The organism is Bradyrhizobium sp. Ken51 (assembly GCF_055807435.1).
Genome location: NZ_JBVVPB010000012.1, coordinates 142,988 through 164,609 on the forward strand (window position 1 = coordinate 142,988; position 21,622 = coordinate 164,609).

Here is a 21,622-nt window from a genome sequence, read left to right on the forward strand (position 1 = left end):
GGGCGAGGCGGCGAAGCGGATTCGATGTCGCGGTAAGAAATGTAGGTTCGTCAATGAGTTGGCTTGTGTGCTCGCAACGAGCGCAGGCCAAATCATCGTGAGGCCCCGGCTCTTTCTGCGGAGATGTGGCCGAAGTCAAGGCGGTTTCGGGCTGTGGCCTGTAGCCGGGCTACCGGAGACTCATTTCTCCGCCAGGGGGTGCAGGTCGCGGACCAGGCTCTTCAGCCGCTCCTCGACCACGTGGGTGTAGATCTGAGTCGTCGAGATGTCGGTGTGGCCGAGCAGCGTCTGCACGATGCGCAAATCGGCCCCGTTGTGCAGCAGGTGGCTGGCGAAGGCGTGGCGCAGCACGTGGGGGGAGACCAGCCGGGCCTGCAGCCCCGAAGCAACCGCGAGCTCCTTCAAGTCGCGGGCAAAATGCTGCCGCGTCAGATGTCCGCTCTCGCCGAACGAGGGGAACAACCATTTCGAGGCCGCCACGCTGTTCTTCTTGTCTGTCTTGCTGTTGTCCTTGGCCGCCTCCGTCGCCGCGAGATAATCGGCCATCGCCTGGCGCGAGGCCTCGTTGAGCGGCACCAGCCGTTCCTTGTTGCCCTTGCCGCGCACCACGATCATGCGGGCGTCGCGCTTCGCGGCCGTGCGCGGCAGCGCCACCAGCTCGGAGACGCGCAGGCCGGTGGCGTAGAGCACCTCGAGCAGGCAATAGAGCCTCAGGGCGCGCAGCCGTTTCGACGGCGAGGCATCCTCCGCCTCGCTCAATTCCTTGGCGCGGCGGAGCATGCGGTCGACATCCGCGATCGACAGCACCTTCGGCAGGCCGCGGCCGCGCTTCGGGCCGGACAGGATCGCCGCGGGATCGTCGGTTCTGATGCGTTCGTTCAGGAGGAAGCGATAGAGATGCCGCATCGCCGACAGCCGCCGCGCGACGCTGGTGGATTTGAAGCCTCGCGTGTCGAGATCGGCGAGATAGTCGCGCAGCGTCTGTGTTTCCGCATCCTCAAATGCATGGCCGACGCGGCCGAGAAACTCGGAGAAGTCGGTGAGGTCGCGGCGGTAGGCATCGAGCGTGTTGGGGCCGGCGCCCTGTTCCGCCGCGAGCATGTCGAGGAACAGGCCGGTGAGTTTTGTATCTGAGGGCTTGCTGGTGGAAGATCTGGCACGCATGCCCGGCAGCCTAGCCCCTATTTCTTGAGAAACTTATCCGGCGGGATCGTCACCGTCATTTCCCGCGGCTTCGGATTGACGAAGTTCGCCAGCGCGAAGACCACGCCATAGACGATGCCGGCGATCACGGCGACGACCGTCAGGAAGCGGAACAGGCTGGGCATCGGCAGGATCTCGGAGGGGTCTCGGTCAGGGGCTCGGCGGGCAAATTAACCAATGAAATCATCCAACACGTTCGCTGTTTCGTGGCAAGAGTCCTCTGGCGAGGGCCCCTGCGGGGTCGTATAGGTGGCCAAAGGATGCCGCCTTTGGCGGCAGATCGAGCGAGACCCAATCGAGCGAGACAAATGCCCGACGCCGCGTTGCCGATCCAAGCTTCGCCCGAGGCCGACATCCTGTCGGCGCTGGGGACGCGCTCGATCGTGCTCGTCGGCATGATGGGAGTGGGCAAATCCACCATCGGCCGCCGCATGGCTCTCAGGCTCAAGCTGCCCTTCATCGATGCCGACACCGAGATCGAGGCGGCGGCCGGCATGACCATACCGGAAATCTTCGAGCGCCACGGCGAGCCGCATTTCCGCGACGGCGAGGCCCGCGTGATCGCGCGTCTGCTTGACGGTGGTCCCATCGTGCTGGCGACCGGCGGCGGCGCCTTCATGCGCGAGGAGACGCGGGGCCGCATCGCGGCGAAGGCGATCTCGATCTGGCTCAAGGCCGATCATGATGTCATCATGCGCCGCGTGCGCCGGCGCGCCGACCGTCCGCTGCTCCAGACCGCCGATCCCGAGGGAACCGTGACGCGCCTGCTCACCGAGCGCGAGCCGGTCTACGGCCATGCCGACCTCACCATCGCCTCGCGCGACGTGCCGCACGACAAGATCGTCGATGAGACCATCGAAACGCTGCGCGCGCATCTTTGCGGCGAACAGGCGTCCCCGCCACCAGCCGACGTCGCGAGTGCCGCACGATGACCGCGCCCTTGAAACATTCCGATCCCGTCAACGTCGAAGTCGCGCTGGAGAATCGCGCCTATGACATCGTCATCGGCCGCGGCGTGCTGGCCTCGCTCGGCGAACGGGTCGCGCGTCTGCGTCCCGGCGTGCGCACCGCGATCGTGACGGATCGCACGGTCGCGAAATATTGGCTCGAGCCCGCCGAGGCATCGCTCGCAGCCGCGGGCATTCCGACATCGCGCATCGTCGTCGAGGAAGGCGAGATCTCCAAGACCTATGCCGGCCTCGAAAAGGTCAGCGAGGCCCTGATCGCCGCGAAGATCGAGCGCAACGATCTGGTCATCGCGCTCGGCGGCGGCGTGGTCGGCGATCTCGCCGGCTTTGCCGCGGCGATCCTGCGCCGCGGCGTCGATTTCGTGCAGGTGCCGACCTCGCTGCTGGCGCAGGTCGATTCCTCCGTCGGCGGCAAGACCGGCATTAACTCGCCGCAGGGCAAGAATCTGCTCGGCGCCTTCCACCAGCCGGTGCTGGTGATCGCCGACACCGCCGTGCTCGACACGTTGTCGCCGCGGCAGTTCCGCGCCGGCTATGCCGAGGTCGCCAAATACGGCGTGCTCGGCGACGAGGCCTTCTTCGCCTGGCTCGAGAAGAACCATTCCGACATCTCCAAAGGCGGTTCGGCGCGCGAGCATGCGATCGCGACCTCCTGCCGCGCCAAGGCCGGCGTCGTCTCGCGCGACGAGCGCGAGACCGGCGAGCGCGCGCTGCTCAATCTCGGCCATACGTTTGGTCATGCGCTGGAAGCCGCGACCGGCTTCTCCGACCGCCTGTTTCACGGCGAGGGCGTTTCGATCGGCATGACGCTGGCGGCGCAGCTCTCGGCCAGGCTCGGCATGATCGGCGAGGCGGATGCGACGCGAGTCGAGCGTCACCTCATTGAGGCCGGCCTGCCGACGCGCTTGCAGGACATCGCGGGCTTCGCGCAGGAGGGGCTTGCCGATGCCGACGCGCTGATGGCGCTGATGGCGCAGGACAAGAAGGTCGAGCGCGGCAGGCTCACCTTTATCCTGCTGGAGGCGGTGGGGCGGGCCGTCGTCGTGAAGAACGTCGAGCCGGCTCCGGTGCGCGACTTCCTCAAGGACAAGCTCGCCCAGAAGGCGTGACACGCGGCTGAACGGCGTTAAAGCGTTTTCGAGCGAAGTGGGTACCGGTTCGCGTCAAGAAAACGCGTCAAAACAAGAAACCAGAGTGGTTCATGGATTGGCTCGGATTCACCATCGTCATTCTCTGCCTGCTCGTCTCCGGCTTCTTCGCCGCGAGCGAGACCGCACTGACCGGCGCCTCGCGCGCCAGCATGCTGCGGCTCTCCAAGCAGGGTAATCGCGACGCCGACGTGGTCTCGCAGCTGCTCGACATGCGCGAGCGCCTGATCGGTGCGCTGCTGCTCGGCAACAACATCGCCAATATCAGTGCATCCGCGCTGGCCACCAGTATCTTCACGGCCTGGTTCGGCGACGTCGGCGTGCTCTATGCCACCGGCTTGATGACCGCACTGGTCGTGATCTTCGCCGAGGTGCTGCCCAAGACCATCGCAATCAACGCGCCCGACCGCATGGCGCTGGCAGTCGCCCGCCCGATGCGGCTGACGATGTACGTGCTGGGGCCGTTGCTGCGGATCGTGGAAGTCATCGTGCGGCTGTTGATGCGCCTGTTTGGCCTTGCCGGCGAGCACCAGGCGATCCTGTCGCCGACCGAGCGCCTCCGCGGCGCGGTCGACCTGCTGCATCATGAAGGCAAGTTCGAGAAGCTGGACCGCGACATGCTCGGCGGGCTGCTCGATCTGCGCGAGCTCCAGGTCTCCGACGTCATGATCCATCGCACCGAGATGACGATGATCAACGCCGATCTGCCGCCGGAGGATCTGGTGCGCGAGGTGCTGGCGGCCGAATACACCCGCATCCCGCTGTGGCGCGAGAAGCCGGAAAACATCATCGGCGTGCTCCACGCCAAGGATCTGCTGCGCGCGATCCGCGCGGCCGACGGCGAGACCTCGCGCATCGACGTCTCCACCATCGCGCTACCGCCCTGGTTCGTGCCGGAGATGCGGCCCGTCTCCGAGCAGCTCAAGGCGTTCCGCCGCCGCAAGACCCATTTCGCCCTGGTCGTCGACGAGTACGGCGAAGTGGAAGGTCTCGTGACGCTGGAAGACATTCTGGAAGAGATCGTTGGCGACATTTCCGACGAGCATGACGTCGTGGTCGCGGGCGTGCGCGCCCAGCCGGACGGCTCGGTCGTCGTCGACGGCTCGGTGCCGATCCGCGACCTCAACCGCGCCATGGACTGGCACCTGCCTGACGAAGAGGCAACGACGGTCGCCGGCCTCGTCATTCACGAGGCGCGCTCGATCCCCGACCGCGGCCAGAGTTTCACCTTCCACGGCTTCCGCTTCCGCGTCCTCCGCCGTGAACGCAACCGCATCACCGCACTCCGTATTTCACCGGTGCCGCGCGAGACGGAAATGGAAGAAGCCAAGCGGCGGCGGGCCGGGACGTCGTTTTGATTCCTCGGTCATTCCGGGGCGATGCGAAGCATCGAACTATGGTGCGCAATTGCGCACCTGAGAATCTCGAGATTCCGGGTTCGGCTCTTCGAGCCGCCCCGGAATGACCAAGCTAATTTTCTCCCGGCGCTTGCGCGTGGATCGCCAGCGCGTGCACGCTGCCTGCGAGTTCCGCGGCCAGTGCCGAATTTATCATGCGGTGGCGATCGACCCGGCTCTTCCCTTTGAAGCCCTGAGACACGATATATACGCGGAAGTGCGTCTCGCCGCTCGGCCGATGGCCGGCGTGGCCCTCATGCAAATGTGACTCGTCGACGACTTGCAGGCTTTCCGGCGTGAAAGCTTCCTGCAACTTGTTGCTGATAGTGTCTCTCATAGCCATGGGTGTGCCTTAAGGTGCGCGACCGCACTCCGTCAATTGCGTAGGCTGCCCTTGGGTAGCCGTTCTTCAGGACGCCGAGGCGAAGCTTCGGCTATGTGTTTTCAGCTAATTGCAATGTCAAGACTTGAAGGTTTTTGCATTGCGTAGTCAAAGTCAGCCATGCCGATTGATTCATCAAAGTTCTTCGACTCCATCCGGGTCAAGCCGAAAGGCAAGCAGCCGGAAGTGAAGCCGCGCGACGCCGTGGTCAATTGCGAATGGACCGGGTGTCAGAACAAGGGCGCGCATCGTGCGCCCAAGGGTCGCGACAATCAGCGTGAGTACTGGCACTTCTGCCTGAACCACGTGCGCGAGTACAACCAGAACTACAATTTCTTTTCCGGCATGAATGCCGACGCTGTCGCGCGCTATCAGAAGGATGCACTGACCGGTCATCGTCCGACCTGGAAGATGGGCGCCAATGGCGGCGTCAAGAAAGGCGCGGAAGCCGAGATCGACGGCGCCTTCGATCCGTTCAGCATGTTCCAGGAGCTCAACGGCCGCACCGGCTGGCGCGCCGGGCCGCAGGCCGCGCCCAAGGCCGAGACGCGCAAGATCATGAATGCCGAGCGCAAGGCGCTCCAGGTGATGGGCCTCGGCCCCGAGTCCACGCTCGCCGACGTCAAGTCCAAGTACAAGGCGCTGGTGAAGCAGCACCACCCCGACGCCAACGGCGGCGACCGCTCCACCGAGGACCGCCTGATCGAGATCATCAAGGCGTATAATTACCTGAAGACCGTGGTGCGCGAGGCCTGAGGCCGCGCCTCTGTCTTCCCTTCTCCCCTTGTGGGAGAAGGTGGCGCGAAGCGCCGGATGAGGGGTTGCTTCCTCAAATTCCAATGCAAGGGATTGTGCGGGGAGAGAACCCCTCACCCGTCTCGCCGCTGCGCGGCGAGCCACCCTCTCCCACAAGGGGAGAGGGAAAGAACGCCGTTCCATCCAGGCTACGTTTCATCACGCCTTCGGCATCGCCCCCACATATGACGAGCTCGGCCGGATCAGCCGTCCCGTCCGCTGCTGCTCGCGCGCATGTGCCGTCCAACCGGCGGCGCGCGCCACCGCGAAGATCGGCGTGAAGGCCTGCCTCGGGATCGCCAGCGCATCGAGCAGGATCGCGGTGAAGAACTCCACATTGGTCTCCAGCGGCCGGTCCGGGTTCTTCTTGCGCAGCGCGCTGCGGATATAGGCTTCGACCTCGCCGGCAAACGGCAGGTCGGCGCCGTCCGAGGCCAGCGCCTCGATCGCGGTCTTGAGCACGTCGGCGCGGGGATCGCGCACGCGATAGACGCGGTGGCCGAAACCCATCATCCGCTCGCCGCGGGCGAGTGCCGCGTCCACCCAGGGCTGGATGCGCTCGCGCGAGCCGATCGCGTCGAGCATTTCCAGCACCGGCTCCGGCGCGCCGCCATGCAGCGGACCCGTCAGCGCGCAATAGCCGGCGGTGACGGCGGCAAACAGATCTGCCTGCGTTGAGGCCACCACGCGCGCGGTGAAGGTCGAGGCGTTCATGCCGTGGTCGCTCGCGGTGACGAGGTAGGCGTCCAGCGCCGTGACCTCGCGTGGTTCAGGCGCGCGCCCGTGCAGCATGCGAAGCGTATCGGCAGCATGGCTCACGTTCGGATCGGGCGCCACGGGATCGAGACCCCTAGCGCGGCGGACGAGCGCGCCCGCAATCACCGGGAATGCGCCGACGATCGTCGCCTCATGAGCGAGGCCGTGCTCGGCGCGAAGTCCCGCGACCGCCGCGCGAAACCCGTCGATGACGCCCATGCCGCGCGTTGCCGGCAGCAACTCATCCAGCCGCGCGAAGGCGCGCTCGCGTGCGGCGCCCAGGCTTGCGCGCACATTGGCTTCGCTCAGCGTGGTCGTGCTGGCGCCGTTCCAGAGCCGGGCGGTGACGCCCTCAAAGCTCGACTGGCTCGCCAGTCGGCCAACATGCTCGCCGGCGATGATCAACTCGCCCCGCTCGCCGTCGACATGGCTCAGCACGGTTTCGGCCGCGGGAACGCCGTCCAGCCCGATCTGGCTTTTGGTGAGGTGGATGTTCATGGCCCAAATCTCCTTTGCACAAGCCAAAGGTCGGGCCTCTCGACAGATTGATCAATCTTGATTACATAAATCAATATGAAAAATTCCGAGGAGCTATACCTCTCGGCCCGGGAAGCCGCCGCCGAGCTCACGATCTCGCCGGCCACGCTCTACGCCTATGTCAGCCGCGGCCTGGTCCGCTCCGAGCCGACGCCGGACTCGCGCAAGAACCGCTATCGCGCCGAGGACGTCCGGGCGCTGAAGGAGCGCCGGGTGCCGTCGCCGGAGCCGCGCGGTCTGCGCAGCTTCGATGCCGATCTGCCGGTCATGGACACGGAGATCTCCACCATCACCGAGGACGGCGCGATCTATCGCGGCGTCAATTGCGTCGATCTCGCCGAGCACGACACGCTGGAGCACACCGCGACGCTTCTGTGGGACGTCTCCGGCGTCGATCCCTTTGCGCCGGATAATCAGCCCGCGGTGTCCGATGAGATGCGCCTGATCGCGCAGGCGGCGCACCGCGCCGCGCCGATCGATCGCGCCATTGCCGTGCTGGCGCTCGCATCGAGCGCTGATCCCCGCGCCTTCACCCGCGCGCATGATGGACGCGCGATGGTCGGTGCGCGCATCGTCCGGCTCCTGGTCGCGACCATGCTCAATACGGAGCCGTCTGCCGAGCCGCTGCACCAGCAGATCGCGAGGGCCTGGGCGCCCGACAACAAGCACGCGGCCGAACTCATCCGCCGCGCGCTGGTTCTGCTCGCCGAGCATGAATTGAACGCGTCCACCTTCACCGCGCGCTGCGCGGCCTCGACCGGCCTCAATCTTTATGACTCCGTCATCGCCGGCCTCGCCGCGCTGAAGGGACCGAAGCACGGCGGTGCGGGCGTGCTCGCCTCGCAGCTCGTCAAGGCGCTGGTGGATCGTGACGTCGAGCCAATGGTCCGCGAACGCGTCGCGCTCGGCGAACGCTTTGCCGGCTTCGGTCACGGCGTCTACAAGCGGGGCGATCGGCGCGCGCAGTCGCTCCTGAATGCCCTGGCCCGCGCCGGCGCACCGCGCAAATTCACCAAGGAGGTGCCGGAGCGGATCGCGGAGGCGACAGGCGAACTCGTCAATATCGACTACGCGCTCGCGGTGCTCGTGCACGCGCTGCGCCTGCCTGGAGGCAGCGAGCTGGCTTTGTTCGCCATGGCCCGCAGCGTCGGCTGGATCGCCCATGCCAGCGAGCAATTGCAGTTCGGCAAGCTGATCAGGCCAAGGGCGCGTTATGTTGGGCCTGCACCGGGGCGACGGGCAGGGGAGCCGGACGCAAAGGCCTAGATCATACGTGCGGGCATGCGTGTCAGCTCAGACTCCCCGCAAAGCGTTCCGCGAGCTTGTTCTTCTTGAATGCATCCGCCACCCAGTCCACGAAGGCTCTCGTCTTTGCCGGCACCAGCTTGCGCGAGGCATGGTAGATCGAGATCGCGCCGGCGTCGCAGTACCAGCGCGGCACGAGGCGCAGCAGCGAACCGTTTTCAAGCGCGGGCAGGGTGTCGGCGGTTGCGAGCATGGCGACCCCGAGGCCCAATAATGCCGCCTCACGCATCGCAGCGGGATCGTTCACCACGATCGCCTCGGAGAGCGAGGCCTGAATTTCCCGACCTGAAACGTCGCGCATCGACCAGTGCCGAATGCGCCCGGTCTGCAGCGAGCGCATGACGATGCCGTCCAGTGTCGCCAATTCGTCCGGCTTGGTCGGAAATGTTCGTCCCGACATATAGGCTGGAGACGCCACGGCGACGATGTGTGCCGGCGCAAGTGTTCGGCTCACGAGACCGGGGGACAACTCGAATCCGCCTCCGATCGCGGCGTCGTAGCCTTCACCGACGAGATCGACTTGGCGATTCTCGAAGTGCCACTCGGCGCGTACCCGCGGATAACGGGCCAGGAAACCGGGAAGCAGCGGCAGGATATGGCCTATGCCGAATGTCGGCGGCAGGCTCACCTTGAGAAGGCCAGCCGGCTCATTGCTCCCCGTCGATATCCCAGTAATCGCTGCCTGCAGTCCCTCCAAATTGTCGGCGATCGCTGCGCGGAACGTCTCCCCGGCCTCCGTCAGCGTCAGCTTTCGCGTGGATCGATGAAACAGCCGGACGCCCAGATTGCGCTCCAGCATCGCGACATTGCGGCTGACAGCAGCCGGCGTCACCGAGAGACGCCGACCTGCCTCGGAAAAGCTGCCGCATTCCGCGCTGCGGAGGAAGGATTCCAGATTAGCCAGCGTTTCCATCAGCTCATTCGAAAGTAATCGTTGAAAATCTTACTACCAAGTTCCCTCTAATCAAGAGGGAATGGTTGCGCCATTTTGAGGTCACTGATCAGTCGATCTGATCTCCATACATCTCGGGAGCATCTTCCATGTCCACCATCGGCATTATCGGCGCGGGCAATATCGGCCGCGCCATCGCCCGGGCGTTCGCGCGTAAGGGCATCGCCACGACCTTGTCTAACAGCCGCGGTCCGGAGAGCTTGGCGACGGCTGTGGCCGACATCGGTCGGCTCGTGACCGCCGGCACTCGCGAGGAGGCGGCTGCCAAGGATATCGTGTTGGTCGCGGTCAACTGGTCGAAGCTGCCTGGCGCGCTTGCGGGCCTGCCGCCGTTCGGCGGCCGCATCGTGGTTGATGCCAACAATCCGATCGAGGCGCCGCTATTCAAGCCGGCTGAACTCGGTGGTCGCGCCTCGTCGGAGGTCTTCGCCGATCTGGTGCCCGGAGCGCGGGTAGTGAAGGCATTCAATCATCTGCTGTCAGAACTCCTCGCAGCTGACCCGACCACCGATGGGGGCAAGCGCGTGCTGTTCTACTCGGGAGATGATGCCGGAGCTAAGACCGCCATCGGCGCGCTGATCGAACAACTCGGATTCTTCGGCATCGATCTTGGCTCGCTCGCGATCGGCGGAAGGTTGACCCAGTTTCCGGGTGGCCCGCTTCCCGCGTTGAACCTGGTCAAGTTCGATTGATGATCCGTCGCGGATATTCGCCGACCAATAATGTGAAGAAAGGCTACGACATGACAACCGGTAGTATCGAATTCGACCATCTGCTTCGTTCAAATCTGGAGCGCGTGTTCAACGAGCGTGACGAGGACAAGCGGCGAGCGGCCATAGCCGTGTTGTTCGTCGATGAGCCCGTCATGTACGAGCCGACGAATATCGTCCGCGGGCGGGCAGAAATATCGAGGATCGCGGGAGATCTTTTGAAGCAGTTCGGGCCGACTTTCAGGTTCGTACCCGATGGCGCGGCTGTCGGGCATCACGGCTTGGGCCATCTAGCCTGGCACGCCGGGCCCGAGCACGGCCCGACCACCGTGACAGGGGCCGACGTGGCTGAAGTCGAAAATGGTAGAATCTCGCGGCTGTGGGTACTTCTCAATACGCCTTGAGAGAAGGTCGCGACGCCGGCGCTAGATCTGCGGCTTCGCCGCGGCGACCGCGCCGCCGTTCCGCCGGCGGTAGACCCACGCCGCTACGCCCAGCAAAATCGCCGCTGCAGCCACAGTCAAAATCCAGATGTGCTTGCCGACATGTCCATGGTGGTGCAGCCCGGCATATTCGTGCAGGGCCGACACCGCCAAAACACCCGGCAGCACATGCGCCGGTGCCCAGACCAGGATCGCCGGAATGTTGATGACGTAGAAGCGGGCCGGAGGCATGCCCAGCGCGCCCGCCGTGACCGGGACGAAGGCACGGATCGGCGGCACGAAGCGGGCGAAGAACACCGCCCAGGTGCCGAAGCGGTGGAAGAAATTCTCGCTCTGCTCGACTACGCGCGGATAGCTGGTCAGCGGCCAGGTGTTGAGGATCTCCCGTTGCTGCCGGTGCCCGATCCAGTAAGCCGAACCGTCGCCGAGCACTGCGCCGAGCGCCGCCGCCAGCAACACCCATTGCAGCCTGAGCTCGCCGCCCGGAACCAGGGCGCTCAGCGCCAGGATGATGGTCGAGCCGGGGATCACCGACCCCACCACTGGAACCGCCTCCAGCAGAGCCGCCAGGAACAGGGTCAGATAGGCCAGCCACGCATGGGCCGAGACGAATGAAATGAGGGGATCGAGAAAGGACGTCACGTCGTCTCTATGGTGGGATTGGGCCTCGGGGTTCGGACCCTGCATTCGGACCCTACATAAGTAACGAGCGGCGGTAAAAGTGCCACCCACGTGGGCAGGACGTGCCTTCCGCACGAAATTCAGGCGTGATTCGCAGGGCAGCCTTCCAAAAATCGCGTTCCTTGCCTATCTAAATGAAAAGACAACGGAACTTTGATTGGGGGGCGGGCTTCTGCCCGCACGTTGTCTCTGATAGGTTCGCAACAGCACCCAGCCGCAGCCAACGTGCAATAACTGGTCTCGGGATCGCCCGGGACCTCGGAGGATTGATGACGACCGCCGCGATGTCCAAAGTTGAGGAAGTTTCCGGTTTGCCCGACATGAAGGTGTCGGTGCGCCAAGTGTTCGGGATCGACAGCGATCTCGAAGTCCCCGCTTATTCCGAAGTCGATCCTCACGTCCCCGAAGTCGATTCCGATTACCGCTTCGATCGCGCCACCACGCTCGCCATTCTTGCCGGCTTCGCCCACAACCGCCGCGTCATGGTCACGGGCTATCACGGCACCGGCAAATCCACCCATATCGAGCAGGTCGCCGCGCGGCTGAACTGGCCCTGCGTGCGCGTCAACCTCGACAGCCACATCAGCCGTATCGACCTCGTCGGCAAGGACTCGATCGTGGTCCGCGACGGCAAGCAGGTCACCGAATTCCGCGACGGCATCCTGCCCTGGGCGCTCCAGCACAATGTCGCGCTGGTGTTCGACGAATACGACGCCGGCCGCCCGGACGTGATGTTCGTGATCCAGCGCGTGCTGGAAGTCTCCGGCCGGCTGACGCTGCTCGACCAGAACAAGGTGATCAAGCCGCATCCGGCATTTCGCATGTTCTCGACCGCCAACACCGTCGGCCTCGGCGACACCTCGGGCCTCTATCACGGCACCCAGCAGATCAACCAGGGCCAGATGGACCGCTGGTCGATCGTCACCACGCTGAACTATCTCAGCCATGACGAGGAAGTGGAGATCGTGCTGGCCAAGGCCAAGCACTATCGCACCACGGAGGGCCGCGACATCGTCAACAAGATGGTTCGCCTCGCCGATCTCACCCGCAACGCTTTCGCCAATGGCGATCTGTCGACGGTGATGAGCCCGCGCACGGTGATCACCTGGGCCGAGAACGCCGACATCTTCGGCGACATCGGATTTGCGTTCCGGGTCACCTTCCTCAACAAGTGCGACGAACTCGAACGTCCCCTCGTCGCCGAGTTCTACCAGCGCTGCTTCAACGCGGAGCTGCCGGAATCGGCGGTGAACGTGGCGCTCAGCTGATTACTCTCGCGATATGTCGTCCCGGCGAACGCCGGGACCCATACCGCGAGGTCTCTCGATGAAGCCACACCGATAGTTTTCCCTGACCGACAACGGCCGGTGGTTATGGGTCCCGGCCTTCGCCGGGACGACGGATAGGGTGAAATGACCACCTCCAACTCCAAATTCCGCAACACCAAGGAAGCCCCGACCGAGCCGTTCAAGCGCTCGGTGGCCTCCTGCCTGAAGGCGATCGCCAAGGCGCCCGAGCTCGACGTCAGCTTCGCCGCCGAGCGTCCCGGGCTCGCACCGGGCAAGGCGCGGCTGCCCGAGCCCGCGCGAAAGATGACCAGGCGCGATGCCGCGATCGTGCGTGGCCATGCCGATTCGATAGCCCTCAAGCTCGCCTGTCACGATCCGAAGGTGCATCGCAAGCTGATGCCCGGCAATCCGCAGGCGCGCGGCGTGTTCGAGGCGGTGGAGCAGGCCCGTGTCGAGGCGATCGGCGCGCGGCGCATGGCGGGGGTTGCGAAAAACCTTACCGCGATGCTCGACGACCATTTCCATCGCGGCAAGTTCGACGAGATCACCGATCGCGCCGACGCGCCGCTCGCCGACGCGCTGGCGATGCTGGTGCGCGAGCGCCTGACCGGCATGGCGCCGCCGACGGCCGCCAAGAAGATGGTCGATCTCTGGCGTCCCATCCTCGAAGACAAGATCGGCAGGCGCCTCGACCGGCTCGACACCGTGGTCGAGGACCAGACCAGGTTCGGCGATGCCGTGCATGATCTCCTGACGGCGCTCGAGATTGGCGACGAGCGCAGCGCCGACAGCGAAGACAATGACGAGAACGACGAGAACCAGGACGGCGACAACGATCAGTCCGGCGCCGAGGGCTCGCCCGATTCCGACGCCGCGCAGGAGATGAGCGCCGACCAGGCCCAGGCATCAAGCGAGGAGATGAGCGAGAGCGCGATGGAAAGCGCGCAGGCTTCGACCTCCGACACCTTCGACGATGGCGAGCTCGGTGACGACGAGACGCCGGGCGAGGCGACGCGGCCGAATTCGCACGGCAAGAACGAGCCGCGCGGGCCGGAATATCACGCCTTCGCGCCGAAATTCGACGAGGTCATCGCCGCCGAAGACCTCTGCGATCATGACGAGCTGGAGCGCCTGCGTGCCTATCTCGACAAGCAGCTCGCGCATCTGCAGGGCATCGTCGCCCGTCTCGCCAATCGCCTCCAGAGGCGCTTGATGGCGCAGCAGAACCGCGCCTGGGAGTTCGATCTCGAAGAGGGCATCCTGGACCCCGCGCGGCTGTCGCGCGTGGTGACCGATCCCTATCACCCGCTGTCCTTCATGCACGAGAAGGAGGCGACGTTCCGCGACACCGTGGTGACGCTGCTGCTCGACAATTCCGGCTCGATGCGCGGCAGGCCGATCACGGTCGCGGCGACCTGCGCCGACATCCTCGCCCGCACGCTGGAGCGTTGCGGCGTCAAGGTCGAGATTCTCGGCTTCACAACGCGCGCCTGGAAGGGCGGGCAATCGCGCGAGGCGTGGCTTGCCGCCGGCAAGCCGGCCAGTCCCGGCCGCCTCAACGATCTCCGCCACATCATCTACAAGTCGGCCGACGCCCCGTGGCGTCGCGCGCGTAAGAATCTCGGCCTGATGATGCGCGAGGGGCTGCTGAAGGAGAACATCGACGGTGAGGCGCTCGATTGGGCGCACAAGCGCCTGCTCGGCCGGCCCGAGCAGCGCAAGATCCTGATGATGATCTCGGACGGCGCGCCGGTCGACGATTCCACGCTGTCGGTCAATCCCGGCAACTACCTCGAGCGGCACCTGCGCCACATCATCGAGGAGATCGAGACCCGCTCGCCGGTCGAGCTGATCGCGATCGGCATCGGCCATGACGTGACGCGCTATTATCGTCGCGCGGTGACGATCGTGGACGCCGAAGAGCTCGGCGGCGCCATCACCGAAAAACTTGCCGAACTCTTCAGCGAGACCAACACCGCGCCCACGCAGCCGGCCGGTCGCCCGCGACGCAAACTGCATTCGTGAGCAACCATCGATCCCGCCGCAGCTTTATCGGCCACGCGGCGGCGGGATTTTCCACTCTCGCACTATCTCGCTTGGCGCAGGCCCAGCCCGCGCCGAAGCCGGCGCTCATCGAGCACGCCGTCGCCGCGCCTGTCGGCATCGAGGTCAACGCGCGGCCGATTCCCAATTTCGAGCCGCGCGACCGCGCGCGCACGCGTTTCGGCTCGCTGGACTATCGCGGCGGCCTGGTGCTGACCTCGCCGCATCGCGGCTTCGGCGGCCTGTCCGGCTTCCGCTTCCTCGACAGCAAAGGCGAGCGCTTCCTCGCGATGTCCGACCAGGGCACCTGGTTCACCGGTCGCATCCGCTATTCCGGGCGGAGCATGGCGGGTCTCGACGACGTCGAGGCCGCGCCGGTGCTCAATGCGCAGGGGCGGCCGATCACGGAGAAGCGGCTGTGGTACGATACCGAGGCGCTCGCGCGTGACGGCGACCTCGTCTATGTCGGGCTCGAGCGCGTCAACCAGATCATGCGGTTCGATTTTTCAAAGGGCGGCACAAGCGCCCGCGGCGAGGTGCTGCCGACGCCGCCGGGCTTGCGGAAACTGCCCTATAACAAGGGTCTCGAGGCGCTGGTGTTCGTCCCCAAGGGGCAGCCGCTCGCGGGGACCTTGATCGCGCTGTCGGAAGGCGGCTTCGATGCCGACGGCAACCTGATCGGATTTCTGATCGGCGGCCCCACACCGGGCCAGTTCAGCATTCGCCGCACCGACCAGCAGCTCATCAGCGACGCCGTGCTGCTGCCCTCGGGCGATCTCCTGATCCTCGAACGCAAATTCTCCTGGTTCACCGGCGTCGATATCCGCATCCGCGCGATCCCCCTGAAATCGATTGCGCCGGGCGCATTGGTCGACGGCCCCGTGCTGTTCAAGGCCGATCTCGGCCACGAGATCGACAACATGGAAGGCATCGACGCCCATTTCACCGCCGACGGCGAGACCGTGCTGACGCTGGTGTCCGACGACAATTTCTCGATGCTCCAGCGCACGCTGCTGCTGCAGTTCGCGCTGGTGGAATAGCCGCAATGCATCCCCCGCGAGCCGCCATTCCCGCCGCGCGGCTGGCAATTGGCGCATCGCCCACTACACTCTCCCCAACTCCCGCCCTCCATCCCTCGGAACTCCCCCGCATGAGCGCCCTGTTTTCCCCGATCAAGCTGCGCGGCCTGACCTTGAAGAACCGCGTCGTGGTGTCGCCGATGTGCCAATATTCGGCCGAGGACGGCGTCCCCACCGACTGGCACTTCACCCACATCAACAATCTCAGCCTGTCGGGCGCGGCGATGTTCTGCATCGAGGCGACCCATGTCGAGGCGATCGGCCGCATCACGCCGGGCTGCCTCGGGCTCTACAGCGATGCCGCCGAGGCCGCGCTGAAGCAGATCCTCACCTCGGTGCGGAAACATTCCTCGACAGCGGTGGCGATGCAGCTCGCGCATGCGGGCCGCAAAGCCAGCAGCGCGCGGCCCTGGGACGGCGGCCAGCTGATCCCGCAGAGCGAGGGCGGCTGGCAGACCGTGGCGCCGTCCGCACTGCCGCACAAGGAGGGCGAAGCCGCGCCGCTGGCACTCGATGCCGCCGGTCTCAAGCGCATCCGCGACGCCTTCGTCGATGCCGCCAAACGCGCCGACCGGATCGGCATCGACGCCATCGAGCTGCACGGCGCGCACGGTTATCTGCTGCATCAATTCCTGTCACCGATCTCGAACAAGCGCACCGACGAGTATGGCGGTTCGCTCGAGAACCGCATGCGCTTCCCGCTGGAGGTCTACGACGCGGTCCGCGCGGTGTTCCCGCACGACAAGCCGGTCGGCATGCGGGTGTCGTCGACCGACTGGGTCGAGGGCGGTTGGGGACTGGCGCAGACCATCGTATTCGCAAATGCGCTGAAGGCGCGCGGCGTCGACTGGATCGATGCCTCCTCCGGCGGCGTCTCGCCGCTGCAGAAGATCGCGCTCGGCCCCGGCTACCAGGTGCAGTTTGCAGAGGCCATCAAGCGCGAGACGGGTTTGCCCACCATCGCCGTCGGCCTGATCACCGAGCCGAAGCAGGCCGAAGACATCGTCGCATCCGGCAAGGCCGACATGATCGCGCTCGCCCGTGGATTGCTCTACGACCCCCGCTGGGCCTGGCACGCCGCAGCGGAGCTCGGCGGCGAGGTCGAAGCCCCGCCGCAATACTGGCGCTCGCAGCCCTCGACGCAGAAGGCGCTGTTCGGCAAGACCAGTTTCGGGGCGCGGTGAGGGGAGCGAGTGTGGCGCGAGGACCACGCCGCATTTACAGTGTCGTCCCGGCGAAGGCCGGGACCCATACCGCGTGATCTAACGACGAGGCGTGGTGGGAGTTGTCAGTGTGCAACTAAACTCTGAGTCTTCGTAAAACATCTCCCTGGGGTTATGGGTCCCGGCCTTCTCCGGGACGACGCGAGAGTGGGGCTTGGGTCGTCACGTCCCACTCCACCCCGCCTCACGCATCCGTAGATCCCCTCACCTTCCACCTCCGCCAAATCTGGCCTAACCTCGCGCGCGTTCAACGCCTCACGGAGGCCCGCCATGCGGTTTCGTATCCGGAAAGCTGCCCACGTCATCGAGCGCGTGGGTCTTGCGATGGCGGGCGCGGCGTGCGGGCTGTTCGTCGGCGCTTACGTGGGATCTGCGATTCCCGCGCTCACCACCGAGGGCTTCCTGCTGCTGATGATGGTGCTGGGCTTTGTCGGCTTCTATCTCGGCATCGACACGCCGCAGCTGCCGTTCGACGAGGCCCACGGTGACATCGACGCCGCGGAGCTGTTGAGCTCCGCCGGCACGCTCTGCGCCACGTTCACCGCGCTCGCCTCCGTCGCCATCATCGTGCTCCGCCTCGAGCCGCATATCGCGTGGAGCTGGTTCGCCTTGTTTGGCTGGATCGCGGGCGTGGCGATGCAGATCGTCGCGGGCGCGAAGGCGCGGATGCGGACGTAGGCTTCTTCCTTCTCCCCTTGTGGGAGAAGGTGGCATAGGCGGCCTTCGGCCGCCGTTCTTGAAAACGCCGACGCTTCGCATCGGCTATGGCGCCGGATGAGGGGTCTCTCTCCGCAGATCCAACTGTGAGAGATGTACCCGCGGAGAGAGACCCCTCACCCGTCTCGCCGCTCTGCGGCGAGCCACCCTCTCCCACAAGGGGAGAGGGTGATTAAGCTGACGTCTCGCTCCCTCTAAAACACCACGCCTACCTTCGTGCCGCGCTTCCACGCCACGCGGCAGCGCTTCTTGGTGTTGACGTGCAGCAGCTCGAACCGATCGGGAATCTTCACCTGTCCGCCGAGATCGACGCAGGCCCCTCCGGGCGAATAGTCGATCAGCGTGCAGGGGATCACCGGCGCGCGCGGGTCGGTGATGATCTTGGCCTGGCGGGATACGAGGCCCGCGGGTTTGACGCGGGCATGTCGTCGCGGATGCATTGGCACTCTCCTCCAATTTCCGCGGATGGCGCGGGTGGTTTGGCAGATGATGCAGAGGAGTTGATGCGATCCGGCTAAGGCGGGGCGGAGAATTTTAATGAAATGTGTCGGTGAATGGAGAAAGCAGCGGTAGCGGGGTGCGGCGGGCGCTCCAAATTCGCCGTCGTCCCGGCGAAGGCCGGGACCCATACCGCGTGATCTCTCGGTTGCGGAAAGTAGGAGTACCGAGCGACGAGTCTTCGCCAAACTGCTCCCTGTGGTTATGGGTCCCGGCCTGCGCCGGGACGACACCTTTTTTGGGGCGGCAGTACCGCCAAGCAAACCTCACCCCACCACGATCTCCCCCGCCTCCGCCGCCATCCCCACATGCGGCGGCACGGGCATCGGCACGGTCACATAATCCTTCGGCAGATTCACCGGCCGATAGTCCGGCTCCACCGCCATCCGCTTCACCACGCTCTCATGCACATGCGCGCCTTCGGGGATGGGGCGCGGTTCGCAATCGGGGATGTAGAACCCCAGAAACACCTTCCGCTCCGGCCATTCCTTGTACGTCGCGCTCTTCGGCAGATACTCCAGCACGCGCCACAGCGCCGTCATCGAATTGTGCAGCTCACCGGTCTTGCCGGTGTAGGCCGGCGGCACGTACTGAAATGGTGAGTTCTTGCGCTGGATGCCCCAGGCGAGCTGGTTCACCGTGCGCGGGTTGAAGTTCAGCCCGGCCTTCGTCGCCTCCTCGATCATCCAGAGCAGCGGATATTTGGACTCGCCGCTCTCGACTTCCGGATAGCCGCCGCCGACGTCGCAATGCACGCCGGCGAACCACACCTGCAGGATGTCCTGCGGCTCCTTCTTCTCGTCGGGCACATAGCGGTTGCGCCAATAATCCTGCGGCTCCTCATACTGCTTGAGGCGGAACATGCAGCGGCGCTCATCGATCGCGATCGCCTGGCGGAAGATGTTGACGCTGGGATTGCGCAGCGTGAAGGCGAGCTCCTCCAGGCTGAACAGAAAGAAGAAGTTGTCGCGCCGCGGCACGATCACGCTCGCCACCGTGTCCCAGACGCCGATGAAGTGGATGGTCGGCCAGCGTGTCGAGGTGATGCGCGCGAATTGCGCGGCGAGGTCGAACGCGTCCTTTGGCAGCGGCCCGCTCTCGTCGATCGCGACGTCCTTGAGATCCTCGACGTCGTTGCCGCGCCCGGTGCCGGAATATTGCTTGTAGGCGACGAGGCCACTGCCTGCGAGGTTGGCCTGCTCCGGCGAGATCAAGCCGATCTTGTGGATCAGCCCCGCCAGCACCCGCACCGTGTAGGCGCCGCGCGAGAAGCCGAACAGGTAAATCCTGTCGCCGGGTGCGTAATGCTCGATCAGGAAGCAATAGGCCGAGAGCACGTTGTCATCGAGCCCGTAGCCGGTGGCGAGCCCCAGCACCAGATTGACGTTGGCTTTCCAGCGGTGCCACGTCGACGGCTCCGTCACGGTGCCGACGCCTGGATCGTAGAACACCATCTGCCGCGGCTTCGTCTTGTCGGTCTTGCGCAGGCAGCGATAGAGCTTCAGGACGTTGGAGATGTTCTCCGAGATCTCGTTGCCGGTGCCGTCACAGCAGATGACGAGATTCTTCGGCTCGGATGTGTGGTCGGCGTTGCGCTCGTGCTCCACAGGACGCCCCTCCAGGTGATGCTACCCGGGCGAGTATAGCGGAAAAGAGTGGGGAGAAGGAGATGGTGGCGAGATTGAACGCGTGATCGCGCCACAAACTCGTCATGCCCGGGCTTGTCCCGGGCATCCACGTTCTTGCTTCCGCGCGAAAGACGTGGATGGCCGGGCCAAGCCCGGCCATGACGGAGTCCGGCGATACGCCGAGCCCGCCCTCCTATCCGCCGCTACTTCTTCTTCTGACCGATCTCCGGCTGCCACGCCGCATCCTTGCGGCTGGGCGCTGCGGCGCTGGTCTTGATCTTGTCCTTCTTCGGCTTCTTGGTCTCGCGGTTGCTGCGTTGCTGTCCCTTGGCCATGACGTCGTCTCCTCCTGGGTTTCGAATTCGTCCGCGTGCGAGATCGGCGCTGCAATGGTCGCTAGGCCAGGCGACGAGATGCACCTGCCCGAGCCATTGAAAGATCGCCGCCGCGCACACGAGGCGCGAAAGATGCAGCGCAACATCGACGCGCGGCAATTGCGTGAGCTGCGCTGACGTGGTCGAGCGTACGCCCGCGTCCTGCCGATGGCGAGGACTAAAACGCCGCGCACGAGTATCGCGATGCGCCTTAAGTCCCGGCCCGCGCTGACATAAAGCTGGCTATTGCCGGGTAACAAGCGCATGGTTCGCCATGGCTGGCGTCGGTTGGGGCCCCTTCTTTGCGAAAGGCAGGCGCGCATGACCATCCGCTCGCGGCGAGAAACCATCACCTTCAAGCATCCATTCCACATCCGCGGCCTCGAGCGCGAATTGCCGGCCGGCGCCTATGAGGTCGTCACCGACGAGCAGATGATCGAGGGCCTGTCGTTCGCGTCCTATCGCCGCGTCGCCACCATGATCACGGTGCCCTCCGAAGGCGTGCGCGGTGCGACGGAGATGCTGTCGATCGGCTCGGTCGACCTGGCGGATGCCCAACGTATCGATGCGAGTGCCTGTAATGACTGACATCCCGGTCGATCTCGACAGCCACCGCGGCATGGCCGCCCAGAAGGCAACCGATCTGCGCCGCGCGCTGGCCGATGTCGAGGCCCAGGTCAGGGAGCTGCGCGAGCGCGAGGCCGAGCTCGAAAACCGCATGATGTCGGTGCCCGCCACGTCCTGGCCCGAGGCCGCCGTGAAGGCCCGCCATCTGCTCAACCTCTATGCCGCGAGCCTGCCCGCCGAAGACACCCGCCACCGCGCGCTGGTGGCCGCGCTATTCGACGATTTCGCAAGACTCAACGGCGACGGCTGAAGCCGGCCAAGTCGCGCAAACACCGGCGTCGTCCCGGCGAAGGCCGGGACCCATAACCACCGAAGTGAATTGTCGTGCACCCTTGTGTCACAGCGTGCTTCGATAACGCCGACCGGCGTCCCCGTGTGCGCGTTGCACAAGGCCGGCACGCCGCGCGGACGCAAAAGGAGTACCCCATGACGCTCACCAGCAGCCGCTTCATCGCCCACGACCAGGACCGCGGCATCGTCCAGTTCTCGATGCAGGACGGCAGTAAGGAGATCGCCTGCGCGATCTCGACCTCCGCCATGGACGACCTCGAGCGCGGCCCGCGCGCCAGGCCCAGCGAGCGCGAAGAGCAGTTCACGCGCCTGCGCGAACGCATCGAAGCCTGCACCGGACGCAAATATCAGGCGACGGAGTTCGAAGGCACGCCGCCGGGGATCGTGCTGCGGAGCATTGATTTTCGGGGTTAGAGCTCTTGATGCGATAGACGGTCTCCTATCATTTAGCTTGGAGCCGGTGGCCCCAGCCAGCCAGATCGGACCTTTTGCCTTGATCAGGTGCCACGTCGTTTCCTTCGTCACCATGCCCCAGGATGGTGACATCATCTGTCGGCTGCGTCCTCGCCGTCCTTG

The 21,622-nt window shown here is 65.2% G+C and carries 24 protein-coding genes; 15 read left to right on the forward strand and 9 right to left on the reverse strand.

Features of this window, described 5'->3' with window-relative positions:
• Positions 1–180: 180 nt before the first annotated feature.
• On the reverse strand, positions 181–1,164 hold the full coding sequence (gene xerD / locus AC0L27_RS21190; protein ID WP_354207451.1) for a site-specific tyrosine recombinase XerD: 984 nt from the start codon (positions 1,162–1,164) through the stop codon (positions 181–183).
• Between the two features lie 17 nt (positions 1,165–1,181).
• Positions 1,182–1,328: a hypothetical protein gene (locus tag AC0L27_RS21195; protein WP_035669499.1), complete on the reverse strand. Its 147-nt coding sequence runs from the start codon at positions 1,326–1,328 to the stop codon at positions 1,182–1,184.
• Positions 1,329–1,511: 183 nt separating this feature from the next.
• Here AC0L27_RS21195 and AC0L27_RS21200 point away from each other — a divergent pair, with 183 nt between their 5' ends.
• The 3 genes from AC0L27_RS21200 to AC0L27_RS21210 all read left to right on the forward strand — a co-directional run bounded on the left by AC0L27_RS21200 (position 1,512) and on the right by AC0L27_RS21210 (position 4,677).
• Positions 1,512–2,135 carry a shikimate kinase gene (locus AC0L27_RS21200; protein ID WP_275172729.1) on the forward strand — a complete coding sequence of 208 codons (624 nt, stop codon included), beginning with the start codon at positions 1,512–1,514 and terminating at the stop codon, positions 2,133–2,135.
• Positions 2,132–3,280: a 3-dehydroquinate synthase gene (gene aroB, locus AC0L27_RS21205; protein ID WP_354207454.1), complete on the forward strand. Its 1,149-nt coding sequence runs from the start codon at positions 2,132–2,134 to the stop codon at positions 3,278–3,280. The genes AC0L27_RS21200 and aroB overlap by 4 nt, the downstream gene beginning before the upstream one ends.
• 92 nt (positions 3,281–3,372) lie before the next feature.
• A complete protein-coding gene (locus AC0L27_RS21210) occupies positions 3,373–4,677 on the forward strand; it encodes an HlyC/CorC family transporter (protein WP_275172731.1) in 1,305 nt (434 codons plus the stop codon).
• 112 nt (positions 4,678–4,789) lie between these two features.
• Here AC0L27_RS21210 and AC0L27_RS21215 read toward each other — a convergent pair whose 3' ends face one another.
• A complete protein-coding gene (locus AC0L27_RS21215; RefSeq protein WP_354063424.1) occupies positions 4,790–5,059 on the reverse strand; it encodes a BolA family protein in 270 nt (89 codons plus the stop codon).
• 159 nt (positions 5,060–5,218) lie between these two features.
• Between AC0L27_RS21215 and AC0L27_RS21220 the strand changes: the two genes are divergently transcribed.
• On the forward strand, positions 5,219–5,854 hold the full coding sequence (locus tag AC0L27_RS21220; protein WP_007599228.1) for a J domain-containing protein: 636 nt from the start codon (positions 5,219–5,221) through the stop codon (positions 5,852–5,854).
• Between the two features lie 198 nt (positions 5,855–6,052).
• Here the strand turns inward: AC0L27_RS21220 and AC0L27_RS21225 are convergent, their stop codons facing one another.
• The gene (locus AC0L27_RS21225; RefSeq protein ID WP_354207457.1) at positions 6,053–7,147 is read right to left on the reverse strand and encodes a citrate synthase/methylcitrate synthase; all 1,095 of its coding nucleotides are present in this window, start codon (positions 7,145–7,147) and stop codon (positions 6,053–6,055) included.
• 75 nt (positions 7,148–7,222) lie between these two features.
• Here AC0L27_RS21225 and AC0L27_RS21230 point away from each other — a divergent pair, with 75 nt between their 5' ends.
• Entirely contained in the window at positions 7,223–8,452 is a 1,230-nt protein-coding gene (locus tag AC0L27_RS21230) for a citrate synthase family protein (protein ID WP_354207459.1), read from the forward strand.
• 22 nt (positions 8,453–8,474) lie between these two features.
• Here AC0L27_RS21230 and AC0L27_RS21235 read toward each other — a convergent pair whose 3' ends face one another.
• On the reverse strand, positions 8,475–9,404 hold the full coding sequence (locus AC0L27_RS21235; protein ID WP_275172735.1) for a LysR family transcriptional regulator: 930 nt from the start codon (positions 9,402–9,404) through the stop codon (positions 8,475–8,477).
• A 128-nt stretch (positions 9,405–9,532) separates the two neighbouring features.
• Here AC0L27_RS21235 and AC0L27_RS21240 point away from each other — a divergent pair, with 128 nt between their 5' ends.
• A complete protein-coding gene (locus AC0L27_RS21240) occupies positions 9,533–10,135 on the forward strand; it encodes an NADPH-dependent F420 reductase (protein WP_354257725.1) in 603 nt (200 codons plus the stop codon).
• Entirely contained in the window at positions 10,135–10,557 is a 423-nt protein-coding gene (locus AC0L27_RS21245; RefSeq protein WP_354207921.1) for a nuclear transport factor 2 family protein, read from the forward strand. Before AC0L27_RS21240 ends, AC0L27_RS21245 begins: the two co-directional genes overlap by 1 nt.
• Before the next feature lie 21 nt (positions 10,558–10,578).
• Here AC0L27_RS21245 and AC0L27_RS21250 read toward each other — a convergent pair whose 3' ends face one another.
• A complete protein-coding gene (locus tag AC0L27_RS21250; RefSeq protein WP_354207461.1) occupies positions 10,579–11,238 on the reverse strand; it encodes a DedA family protein in 660 nt (219 codons plus the stop codon).
• Between the two features lie 308 nt (positions 11,239–11,546).
• Here AC0L27_RS21250 and cobS point away from each other — a divergent pair, with 308 nt between their 5' ends.
• The 5 genes from cobS (at position 11,547) to AC0L27_RS21275 (ending at position 17,589) form a co-directional block, all read left to right on the forward strand.
• Positions 11,547–12,545, forward strand: coding sequence for a cobaltochelatase subunit CobS (gene cobS, locus AC0L27_RS21255; RefSeq protein ID WP_275172738.1), 999 nt, complete (start codon positions 11,547–11,549; stop codon positions 12,543–12,545).
• 144 nt (positions 12,546–12,689) lie between these two features.
• Positions 12,690–14,591, forward strand: coding sequence for a cobaltochelatase subunit CobT (cobT, locus tag AC0L27_RS21260; protein ID WP_354207464.1), 1,902 nt, complete (start codon positions 12,690–12,692; stop codon positions 14,589–14,591).
• A complete protein-coding gene (locus tag AC0L27_RS21265; RefSeq protein ID WP_354257722.1) occupies positions 14,588–15,649 on the forward strand; it encodes an esterase-like activity of phytase family protein in 1,062 nt (353 codons plus the stop codon). Before cobT ends, AC0L27_RS21265 begins: the two co-directional genes overlap by 4 nt.
• Before the next feature lie 110 nt (positions 15,650–15,759).
• On the forward strand, positions 15,760–16,872 hold the full coding sequence (locus AC0L27_RS21270; RefSeq protein ID WP_354207466.1) for an NADH:flavin oxidoreductase/NADH oxidase: 1,113 nt from the start codon (positions 15,760–15,762) through the stop codon (positions 16,870–16,872).
• 309 nt (positions 16,873–17,181) lie between these two features.
• Positions 17,182–17,589 (forward strand): hypothetical protein, encoded by a 408-nt coding sequence (locus AC0L27_RS21275; protein WP_275172742.1) that lies wholly within the window; start codon positions 17,182–17,184, stop codon positions 17,587–17,589.
• A gap of 233 nt (positions 17,590–17,822) precedes the next feature.
• Here the strand turns inward: AC0L27_RS21275 and AC0L27_RS21280 are convergent, their stop codons facing one another.
• The 3 genes from AC0L27_RS21280 to AC0L27_RS21290 all read right to left on the reverse strand — a co-directional run bounded on the left by AC0L27_RS21280 (position 17,823) and on the right by AC0L27_RS21290 (position 20,089).
• Complete coding sequence (locus AC0L27_RS21280) at positions 17,823–18,068, reverse strand: PilZ domain-containing protein (protein WP_007599245.1); 246 nt, start codon at positions 18,066–18,068, stop codon at positions 17,823–17,825.
• A 324-nt stretch (positions 18,069–18,392) separates the two neighbouring features.
• The gene (locus AC0L27_RS21285; protein WP_354207468.1) at positions 18,393–19,733 is read right to left on the reverse strand and encodes a DUF2235 domain-containing protein; all 1,341 of its coding nucleotides are present in this window, start codon (positions 19,731–19,733) and stop codon (positions 18,393–18,395) included.
• Positions 19,734–19,957: 224 nt separating this feature from the next.
• Positions 19,958–20,089: a hypothetical protein gene (locus tag AC0L27_RS21290; RefSeq protein ID WP_007599247.1), complete on the reverse strand. Its 132-nt coding sequence runs from the start codon at positions 20,087–20,089 to the stop codon at positions 19,958–19,960.
• 360 nt (positions 20,090–20,449) lie between these two features.
• On the opposite strand from AC0L27_RS21290, the gene AC0L27_RS21295 reads away from it, so the two are divergent.
• From AC0L27_RS21295 to AC0L27_RS21305, 3 genes are all read left to right on the forward strand, one after another.
• Complete coding sequence (locus tag AC0L27_RS21295; RefSeq protein WP_354207470.1) at positions 20,450–20,716, forward strand: hypothetical protein; 267 nt, start codon at positions 20,450–20,452, stop codon at positions 20,714–20,716.
• The gene (locus AC0L27_RS21300) at positions 20,709–21,005 is read left to right on the forward strand and encodes a hypothetical protein (RefSeq protein WP_007599252.1); all 297 of its coding nucleotides are present in this window, start codon (positions 20,709–20,711) and stop codon (positions 21,003–21,005) included. Before AC0L27_RS21295 ends, AC0L27_RS21300 begins: the two co-directional genes overlap by 8 nt.
• Positions 21,006–21,181: 176 nt before the next feature.
• The gene (locus AC0L27_RS21305; RefSeq protein WP_007604598.1) at positions 21,182–21,460 is read left to right on the forward strand and encodes a DUF1488 family protein; all 279 of its coding nucleotides are present in this window, start codon (positions 21,182–21,184) and stop codon (positions 21,458–21,460) included.
• Positions 21,461–21,622 lie beyond the last annotated feature (162 nt).